Raw genomic sequence first — 10,076 nt, forward strand, 5'->3', positions numbered from 1 at the left:
CCCCTTTGGTGTACTATGCCTCTGAATCATAAAATCACTTATTAATTTAAGTTATGATTTAGACTGAAGGATATATTATATCAATGGAGTTTGTATGAAACGTAATATTATTGGCGGTGCAATTACGCTGGCATCTTTAATGTTAGCCGGAAATGCACTTGCAGAAGATGGCGTTGTTCACTTTGTCGGTGAAATTGTCGATAGCACATGCGAAGTGACTTCCGATACCGCCGATCAAACAGTACCTCTTGGTAAGGTCAGTAAAAGTGCGTTTTCAGGAGTAGGCAGCCTGGCGTCACCACAGCAATTTAGTATTAAACTGGAAAATTGCCCAGCAACCTATACTCAGGCAGCCGTCCGTTTCGATGGTACTGAAGCACCTGGCGGAGACGGTGACCTGAAAGTGGGTACACCGCTGACATCAGGTACACCTGGCGATTTTACCGGTACAGGACAAGCGATTGCGGCAACCGGCGTCGGTATTCGTATTTTTAACCGGGCGGATAATTCTCAGGTTAAACTTTATAACGACTCTGCTTATAGCACAATCGACGCTGACGGTAAGGCTGAAATGAAGTTTATTGCACGCTATGTTGCTACCAATGCGACCGTAACGGCGGGTACAGCAAACGCGGATTCACAATTCACCGTCGAATATAAGAAATAATTAATACAGGGCCTTTTTATTCAGTTGGCTTTGGCCAGGGAGTCGTTATGTCCAGAAAAAGTTGTTTAATTAGGCTCTTTAAAACAACAATTTCGTGTAATTTATTGAGGATTATTATTCTAAGCATCTTTTTCCTCCAGCCGACATTGACCTGTGCAGGTGTTGTCATTGGCGGTACACGGGTTGTTTATTTGAGTAATAATGCTGATAAATCTATTTCTGTATTTAGTAAGGAAGAAAAAATTCCTTATCTCATCCAGGCATGGGTGGATCCGTTTAATAAAGATGATAAAACTAAAGCGCCATTTATTGTTATTCCTCCGGTATCACGGTTAGAACCCGCGCAAGAAAAAATATTACGTATTGTCCACACTAAAGGTTTGTCATTACCAGAGGATCGAGAGTCTGTCTTCTGGCTAAATATCAAAAATATTCCACCCTCTGCGAGCAACAAAGAAGCGAACTCGCTGGAAATCGCCGTTAAAACGCGAATTAAGCTTTTCTGGAGACCGGCATCTATCCGCATGATTCCCGAAGATGCCGCACCAAAGGTGAAGTGGCATCGGGAAGGCCGAAATCTTATTGCTGAGAACCCTAACCCGATTCATATCAGCGTGATGGATGTCATTGTTGATGGCCATGATGTACCTCTTAACATGATCCGCCCTTTCGAGACGCTCACGTTACCGTTGCCTGCTAATTCTTCGGGTAGCCAAATGACCTGGCGATTTATTAATGATTACGGTGCGATAAGCGAACCATTAAAGCAAGCGTTGTAAGCATTGCATAAGGATAGGCGAATTATGGTTACGACCAGAATAGCAGTTGGTCTGACGGCAGGGACATGTCTCGTTTTCTCGCAAAGTGTGATGGCCGAGGTCAGCATATTTAATCCGGCGCTGCTGGAAATAGACCATCAATCCGGAGTCGATATTCGCCAGTTTAACAAAGCGAATCACATACCTCCCGGCGTCTACAGTGTTGATATTTTTATCAATGGCAAAATGTTCGAACGGCAGGATGTGACTTTTGTTCAGGATAACCCTGATGCCGATCTGCACGCCTGCTTTGTCGCGGTTAAAAAAACGCTGACTTCCTTTGGTGTAAAAGTTGACGCGCTGAAATCGCTCAATAAAGTGGATGACCAGGCCTGTATTGACCCTGCACCACGCATTGAAGGCTCAACATGGCAACTGGACGGCGATAAGCTGCAACTGAATATCACCATTCCCCAGATCTATATGGATGCGATGGCTTACGATTACATAAGCCCCACGCGTTGGGATGAGGGAATTAACGCACTGACTATCAACTACGATTTTTCCGGTTCACATACTCTGCGCTCGGATTACAGCTCACAGGAGACCGATACCAGTTATCTCAACCTGCGTAACGGACTCAATATTGGGCCGTGGCGACTCCGCAATTACAGCACCTTGAACACCACCGATGGTCGTGCGGAATACAACTCTATCAGTACCTGGATACAACGTGATATTGCTGCGTTAAGAAGCCAGATTATGATTGGCGATACGTGGACGGCGAGCGATATTTTCGACAGCACGCAAATCCGTGGTGCACGACTTTATACTGATAAAGATATGTTACCCGCCAGCCAGAATGGCTTCGCGCCTGTGGTTCGTGGGATTGCAAAATCTAACGCCACCGTCATCATTCGACAGAACGGCTACGTAATTTATCAGTCAGCCGTTCCACAAGGTGCCTTTGAAATCACCGACCTCAATACTGCCAGCTCAGGCGGCGACCTGGATGTGACTATTAAGGAAGAAGATGGTAGTGAACAACGATTCACCCAGCCTTATGCGTCGCTGGCAATCCTCAAACGTGAAGGTCAGACCGATGTAGATGTTAGCGTGGGGGAACTGCGCGATGAAGATGGTTTTACTCCTGACGTGCTTCAGGCACAGATCCTTCATGGCTTGCCCCACGGTTTTACCTTGTATGGTGGCGTACAGGCTGCTGAAAAGTATGGTTCTGTTGCTTTGGGGGTAGGTAAAGATCTCGGTGCTCTGGGAGCCATCTCTTTAGATGCGACACATGCCAGAGCGAAATTTGCAGATGATGATACGGAAACGGGTCAGTCATATCGTTTTCTGTATTCAAAACGTTTTGACGATACAGACACCAGCTTACGCCTGGTTGGCTATCGTTACTCCACCGAAGGCTACTATACCCTCAATGAATGGGCCTCCCGGCAAAATAGTCCAGAAGATTTCTGGCAAACCGGAAACCGTCGCAGCCGTGTGGAAGGAACGTTAACGCAATCGCTGGGCAGAGATTATGGCAACTTATACCTGACATTAAGCCGCCAGCAATATTGGCACACAGATGATGTCGAACGATTAATCCAATTTGGTTACAGCAGTAGCTGGAAGCGACTCTCGTGGAACGTCTCGTGGAGTTATTCCAATACGGCCCGGCAAGGGACCAGTAATAGTTATGCCAATGATAACACCAGCGAACAAATCTACATGCTCTCTTTATCAGTTCCATTATCGGGCTGGTGGGGAAATAGTTATGCCACCTATTCGGTTTCGCAAAATGATGATTCTGGTAGCTCGCATCAACTTGGTCTTAGCGGTACGGCGCTGGAGAAAAATAATCTCTCCTGGAATCTCATGCAGTCCTATAACAGCCGCGATGATCAAGTAGGCGGTAATATGTCGCTGACCTATGACGGTACCTACGGCACGTTAAACGGCAGTTATAACTACAGCCAAAATTCTCAGCGACTCAATTATGGTATCCGGGGTGGCATTCTGGCGCATAGTGAAGGGATAACGTTTAGCCAGGAACTGGGTGAAACCATCGCTCTTATTAAAGCACCGGGAGCCGCAGGTCTGGAAATTGATAATATGCGCGGGGCGGCAACAGACTGGCGTGGTTACACGGTTAAGACACAGCTAAATCCTTATGATGAAAACCGGGTAGCGATCAGCGACAACTATTTCTCTAAGTCGAATGTTGAACTCGATAATACCGTCGTTACGATGGTCCCCACTCGCGGCGCAGTGGTTAAAGCGGAGTTTGTGACGCATGTGGGTTACCGTGTTCTTTTCAGAGTGGTAAATGCAAATGGTAAACCGGCACCTTTTGGCGCCATTGCCTCAGTTCAAAACACAAGTACCGCCGATTCAGGAATAGTCGGTGATTCTGGTGAGCTTTATCTCTCGGGTCTGTCAGATAAAGGGCAGGTCACTTTATCCTGGGGAGGAGACGCAGTCACGAAATGTACCTTTGGCTACTCACTTTCAGTACCAGAAAATGATAATGGTTTAATTGAGCAGAGTGTCACCTGTAATTAAAGGTTTTTTATGAGAAATAATATTCTGTTGTGGTGTTTTTCTATTGTCGCCATTTTTTACACGAGTACGACTCTTGCGGCCCCTCAAGGTATCTGTACTCCGGATAATGGCGTTTTTCATAGTGTGCTTGATTTTCCTGGATATGTTATTACGGCAACTCAGAATAAAGCGGGGACCACATTTAATACAACAGTAACTAATGGCGGGTCTTATCCGGCACATTGTCACTGTAATACAGGAAAGGTCGGTGAATTTCCCTATATTTACTACACGGCAAAAATAAATGATGCTTTAAGTTATGCTGGGGTTCATTCTAATGTAAATTACTATAATCTTAATCCACATCTGGATGTGGGTATAGCAATTGATCTTTTAGGGGTCGGATTTGTTAATGCACCATTCGAGTATCATGCTAATGATCCTGATGTAACTACAGTATATAAGTGTGGAAGAGAGGAGCCATTAGATATTTCTAGTGGTGCCAAGGCTAAGATTTATTTTTATATTAAAAAACCCTTTGCGGGAAAGGTAACTATTCCCACAACGCTTGTTGCGAAGTTGTACGGAACTATCAGCCGTGACACACCGATTGATTATTCACAGCCGATGGCTGATGTTTATGTTCGTGGAGACATCACTGCGCCACAAAGTTGTGAAATTAATAGTTTACAGCCAATTAATTTTGATTTTAGTACTATTCCAGCCGCAGATTTTTCATCTGTTGTCGGGAGTGCTGTGTCAGCGCATAAAATCACCAAAACTGTCACTATTAAGTGTGAGTATTTAGGAATAATGAATACGGATGATATCACTACCTCTTTTTATGCTACTGAACCCAGTAGCGATAATTCGATGGTTGTAACATCAAACCCAAATGTAGGGATAAAAGTCTACGATAAAAATAACAGGGAAATCAACGTAAACGGTGGCGAACTACCAACTGATATGGGAGCAACAAGCGTTATTGGTGAGAAAGCTGGCAATGTAACTTTTTCTGCTGCGCCTGCGAGCCTCACTGGTGCACGACCCGCGCCAGGAACATTTACCGCTACGGCAACTATCACCATCGAAATTGTTCGTTAATCAAAGGACAACGGTGCTCCTCGCACCGTTGTCATCAGACACCTCTTTCTAACCTATTTGCACATGACATGACAAAAAGATGACATGGTTTTTCTTTTTGCCTGGTTATAAAAATCAATAAATTACGCATAAATCTCGTTGTGTCATAAAACTGTCATATTCCATACATATAACTGTCACCTGTTTGTCCTATTTTGCTTCTCGTAGCCAACAAACAATGCTTTATGAATCCTCCCAGGAGACATTATGAAAGTTATGCGTACCACCGTCGCAACTGTTGTCGCCGCGACCTTATCGATGAGCGCTTTCTCTGTGTTTGCAGAAGCAAGCCTGACAGGTGCAGGTGCAACCTTCCCTGCGCCGGTGTATGCCAAATGGGCTGACACTTACCAGAAAGAAACCGGTAATAAAGTTAACTACCAGGGTATCGGTTCTTCCGGCGGCGTAAAACAGATTATCGCCAACACCGTTGATTTCGGTGCTTCTGACGCGCCGCTGTCTGACGAAAAACTGGCTCAGGAAGGTCTGTTCCAGTTCCCGACCGTAATTGGCGGCGTTGTGCTGGCGGTTAACATTCCGGGGCTAAAATCTGGCGAACTGGTGCTGGATGGTAAAACCCTCGGCGACATCTACTTGGGCAAAATCAAAAAGTGGGATGATGAAGCCATCGCCAAACTGAATCCGGGCTTAAAACTGCCGTCACAGAACATTGCTGTAGTGCGCCGCGCAGATGGCTCCGGGACTTCCTTCGTCTTTACCAGCTACCTGGCGAAAGTGAACGAAGAATGGAAAAACAACGTTGGTACGGGCTCTACCGTAAAATGGCCGATTGGTCTGGGCGGTAAAGGTAACGACGGTATCGCCGCGTTCGTTCAGCGTCTGCCGGGTGCAATTGGTTACGTTGAATATGCTTACGCTAAGCAGAACAACCTGGCGTACACAAAATTGATCTCCGCTGATGGTAAACCGGTTAGTCCGACCGAAGAAAACTTCGCTAATGCAGCAAAAGGCGCAGACTGGAGCAAAACATTCGCTCAGGATCTGACCAACCAGAAAGGCGAAGATGCATGGCCTATTACCTCAACCACGTTCATTCTGGTCCACAAAGATCAGAAGAAACCAGAGCAGGGTGTAGAAGTGCTGAAGTTCTTCGACTGGGCGTACAAAACCGGGGCTAAACAGGCGAACGACCTGGATTATGCCAGCCTGCCGGATAGCGTAGTTGAACAAGTTCGCGCTGCGTGGAAGACCAATATTAAAGACAGTAGCGGCAAGCCACTGTACTAATAAAACACCATGCCGGATAAGGCATTAACGGCTTATCCGGCATTACAAAATGACTTTGTAAACGCGTTTAACTGAAGAGTAACTTATGGCTGCAACCAAGCCTGCTTTTAACCCACCGGGTAAAAAGGGCGACATAATTTTCAGCGTGCTGGTAAAACTGGCGGCGCTGATTGTGCTATTGATGTTGGGTGGCATTATTGTCTCTCTGATCATCTCCTCCTGGCCGAGCATTCAGAAATTTGGTCTGGCTTTCCTGTGGACCAAAGAGTGGGATGCGCCGAACGATATCTACGGGGCGCTGGTGCCGATCTACGGTACGTTGGTGACCTCGTTTATCGCGCTGCTGATCGCCGTCCCGGTGAGTTTCGGTATCGCCCTGTTCCTGACCGAGCTTGCGCCTGGCTGGCTGAAGCGCCCGCTGGGTATCGCCATTGAGCTGCTGGCAGCCATTCCAAGTATCGTGTACGGCATGTGGGGCCTGTTTATCTTTGCGCCGCTGTTCGCCGTTTACTTCCAGGAGCCGGTCGGCAATATCATGTCGAATATCCCGATTGTTGGCGCGCTGTTCTCCGGCCCGGCCTTTGGTATCGGTATCCTTGCGGCAGGCGTGATCCTCGCCATCATGATTATTCCGTACATTGCAGCGGTAATGCGCGATGTATTCGAACAAACCCCGGTGATGATGAAAGAATCAGCCTACGGTATCGGCTGCACCACCTGGGAAGTTATCTGGCGTATCGTTCTTCCGTTCACCAAAAATGGGGTTATCGGCGGCATCATGTTGGGTCTGGGGCGCGCGCTCGGTGAAACCATGGCGGTGACCTTTATCATCGGTAACACCTACCAGCTCGACAGCGCCTCGCTGTACATGCCGGGCAACAGTATCACCTCTGCGCTGGCGAACGAATTTGCTGAAGCGGAATCCGGTCTGCACGTTGCCGCACTGATGGAACTGGGCCTGATCCTGTTTGTGATTACCTTCATCGTCCTCGCTGCATCGAAATTTATGATTATGCGCCTGGCTAAGAATGAGGGGGCACGCTAATGGCTATGGTTGAAATGCAAACCACTGCGGCGCTGGCAGAATCCCGCCGCAAAATGCAGGCGCGTCGCCGCCTCAAGAACCGTATTGCACTGACGCTCTCAATGGCGACGATGGCCTTCGGCCTGTTCTGGCTGATCTGGATTTTAATGTCCACCATCACCCGCGGTATCGACGGTATGTCGCTGGCGCTGTTCACTGAAATGACGCCGCCGCCAAATACGGAAGGCGGTGGTCTGGCGAACGCCCTGGCGGGTAGCGGCTTGTTAATTTTGTGGGCTACGGTATTCGGTACGCCGCTGGGCATTATGGCGGGGATTTATCTGGCGGAATATGGCCGTAAGTCCTGGCTGGCAGAAGTGATTCGCTTCATTAACGACATTCTGCTCTCCGCGCCGTCGATTGTCGTTGGTCTGTTTGTTTACACCATCGTGGTGGCACAGATGGAGCACTTCTCTGGCTGGGCTGGCGTGATTGCCCTGGCGCTGTTGCAGGTGCCGATTGTTATCCGCACCACCGAGAACATGCTGAAACTGGTGCCGGACAGCCTGCGTGAAGCGGCTTATGCGCTGGGTACGCCGAAATGGAAGATGATCTCCGCTATTACGCTGAAAGCGTCGGTGTCCGGGATCATGACCGGTATCCTGCTGGCGATTGCCCGTATTGCCGGTGAAACCGCGCCGCTGCTGTTTACCGCGCTCTCCAACCAGTTCTGGAGCACGGACATGATGCAGCCGATCGCCAACCTGCCGGTAACGATCTTTAAGTTTGCGATGAGCCCATTTGCAGAATGGCAGCAATTGGCCTGGGCCGGGGTGTTGATTATTACCCTGTGCGTCCTGCTGCTGAACATTCTGGCGCGCGTTGTTTTTGCGAAGAATAAACACGGTTAACACTTTGCCGGATGCGGTGTGAACGCCTTATCCGGCCTACGGTAAGCCTGATTAGCGAAGTGCATCAGGCACGATGAGGAAAAGATTGCAATGAGTATGGTTGAAACTGCCCCGAGTAAAATTCAGGTTCGTAATTTGAACTTCTACTACGGCAAATTCCATGCCCTGAAAAACATCAACCTGGATATCGCCAAAAACCAGGTTACGGCGTTTATCGGGCCGTCCGGCTGCGGTAAATCGACGCTGCTGCGTACTTTCAACAAAATGTTTGAACTGTATCCGGAGCAGCGTGCGGAAGGTGAGATTCTGCTCGATGGCGACAACATCCTGACTAACACTCAGGATATCGCCCTGCTGCGTGCGAAAGTGGGCATGGTGTTCCAGAAACCGACGCCGTTCCCGATGTCCATTTACGACAACATCGCCTTTGGTGTTCGTCTGTTTGAGAAGCTCTCCCGTGCGGATATGGACGAGCGCGTGCAGTGGGCATTGACCAAAGCCGCATTGTGGAACGAAACCAAAGATAAATTGCACCAGAGCGGTTACTCTCTCTCTGGTGGTCAGCAACAGCGTCTGTGCATTGCACGTGGTATCGCCATTCGCCCGGAAGTGCTGCTGCTCGACGAACCGTGTTCGGCGCTCGACCCTATCTCTACCGGGCGTATTGAAGAGCTGATCACCGAACTGAAGCAGGATTACACCGTAGTGATCGTCACCCACAACATGCAGCAGGCTGCGCGTTGTTCCGACCACACGGCGTTTATGTACCTGGGCGAATTGATTGAGTTCAGCAACACGGACGATCTGTTCACCAAACCAGCGAAGAAACAAACAGAAGACTACATCACCGGTCGTTACGGTTGATTCAGGAGTGCGTTATGGACAGTCTCAATCTTAATAAACATATTTCCGGCCAGTTCAACGCCGAACTGGAAAGCATCCGCACGCAGGTGATGACCATGGGCGGCATGGTGGAGCAGCAGCTTTCTGATGCGATCACCGCGATGCATAACCAGGACAGCGATCTGGCGAAGCGGGTGATCGAAGGCGACAAAAACGTCAACATGATGGAAGTGGCGATCGATGAAGCCTGCGTGCGCATTATCGCCAAACGTCAGCCGACGGCGAGCGACCTGCGTCTGGTGATGGTAATCAGTAAAACCATTGCCGAGCTGGAGCGTATTGGCGACGTGGCGGACAAAATCTGCCGTACTGCGCTGGAGAAATTCTCCCAGCAGCATCAGCCATTGCTGGTAAGTCTGGAATCACTGGGGCGTCACACTATCCAGATGCTGCATGACGTGCTGGATGCGTTCGCGCGGATGGATATTGACGAAGCGGTGCGAATTTATCGGGAAGATAAAAAAGTCGATCAGGAGTACGAAGGTATTGTTCGTCAACTGATGACCTACATGATGGAAGATTCGCGCACCATTCCGAGCGTCCTTACCGCGCTGTTCTGTGCGCGTTCAATCGAACGTATCGGCGACCGCTGCCAGAATATTTGTGAATACATCTTCTACTACGTGAAAGGTCAGGATTTCCGTCACGTCGGTGGTGATGAGTTGGATAAACTGCTGGCGGGAAAAGACCCGAAAGAGTAACGCTAACACATTGCCAGATAAGGCTTTTATGCCGCATCTGGCAATCAGCCCGGTAATGCATAATTATCGGGTAGATATACATTTTCTCTAAAAATTGCCTCACAAACTCCCCTTGATCCTATTCCCAATAGATTGCATATACATTATTTCATTCAAATTTTTGAATATTAATGT

At 48.4% G+C, this 10,076-nt stretch carries 9 protein-coding genes; all 9 read left to right on the top strand.

The annotated features are described in order from the left end of the window. Positions 1-94 precede the first annotated feature (94 nt). The 9 genes from lpfA-O113 to phoU all read left to right on the top strand — a co-directional run bounded on the left by lpfA-O113 (position 95) and on the right by phoU (position 9,902). Positions 95-667 carry a long polar fimbria major subunit LpfA-O113 gene (gene lpfA-O113 / locus HEN33_RS22920; RefSeq protein ID WP_032185533.1) on the top strand — a complete coding sequence of 191 codons (573 nt, stop codon included), beginning with the start codon at positions 95-97 and terminating at the stop codon, positions 665-667. 47 nt (positions 668-714) lie between these two features. Continuing rightward, positions 715-1,446 (top strand): long polar fimbrial chaperone LpfB-O113, encoded by a 732-nt coding sequence (gene lpfB-O113, locus HEN33_RS22925; RefSeq protein WP_105277592.1) that lies wholly within the window; start codon positions 715-717, stop codon positions 1,444-1,446. Positions 1,447-1,470: 24 nt separating this feature from the next. Beyond that, complete coding sequence (gene lpfC-O113, locus HEN33_RS22930; protein ID WP_176262925.1) at positions 1,471-3,993, top strand: long polar fimbrial usher protein LpfC-O113; 2,523 nt, start codon at positions 1,471-1,473, stop codon at positions 3,991-3,993. Between the two features lie 9 nt (positions 3,994-4,002). Next, positions 4,003-5,076 carry a fimbrial protein gene (locus HEN33_RS22935; protein ID WP_032185530.1) on the top strand — a complete coding sequence of 358 codons (1,074 nt, stop codon included), beginning with the start codon at positions 4,003-4,005 and terminating at the stop codon, positions 5,074-5,076. A gap of 246 nt (positions 5,077-5,322) precedes the next feature. Beyond that, positions 5,323-6,363, top strand: coding sequence for a phosphate ABC transporter substrate-binding protein PstS (gene pstS, locus HEN33_RS22940; RefSeq protein ID WP_000867152.1), 1,041 nt, complete (start codon positions 5,323-5,325; stop codon positions 6,361-6,363). An 85-nt stretch (positions 6,364-6,448) separates the two neighbouring features. Beyond that, the gene (gene pstC, locus HEN33_RS22945; RefSeq protein WP_000741620.1) at positions 6,449-7,408 is read left to right on the top strand and encodes a phosphate ABC transporter permease PstC; all 960 of its coding nucleotides are present in this window, start codon (positions 6,449-6,451) and stop codon (positions 7,406-7,408) included. Continuing rightward, a complete protein-coding gene (pstA, locus tag HEN33_RS22950; RefSeq protein WP_001251991.1) occupies positions 7,408-8,298 on the top strand; it encodes a phosphate ABC transporter permease PstA in 891 nt (296 codons plus the stop codon). The genes pstC and pstA overlap by 1 nt, the downstream gene beginning before the upstream one ends. Positions 8,299-8,388: 90 nt before the next feature. Then, a complete protein-coding gene (gene pstB, locus HEN33_RS22955) occupies positions 8,389-9,162 on the top strand; it encodes a phosphate ABC transporter ATP-binding protein PstB (RefSeq protein ID WP_000063126.1) in 774 nt (257 codons plus the stop codon). 14 nt (positions 9,163-9,176) lie between these two features. Continuing rightward, the gene (phoU, locus tag HEN33_RS22960) at positions 9,177-9,902 is read left to right on the top strand and encodes a phosphate signaling complex protein PhoU (RefSeq protein WP_000377789.1); all 726 of its coding nucleotides are present in this window, start codon (positions 9,177-9,179) and stop codon (positions 9,900-9,902) included. The last annotated feature ends 174 nt before the right edge of the window (positions 9,903-10,076 follow it).

It is taken from the genome of Escherichia sp. 94.0001 (assembly GCF_013369155.2).
Taxonomy (GTDB): domain Bacteria; phylum Pseudomonadota; class Gammaproteobacteria; order Enterobacterales; family Enterobacteriaceae; genus Escherichia; species Escherichia coli_F.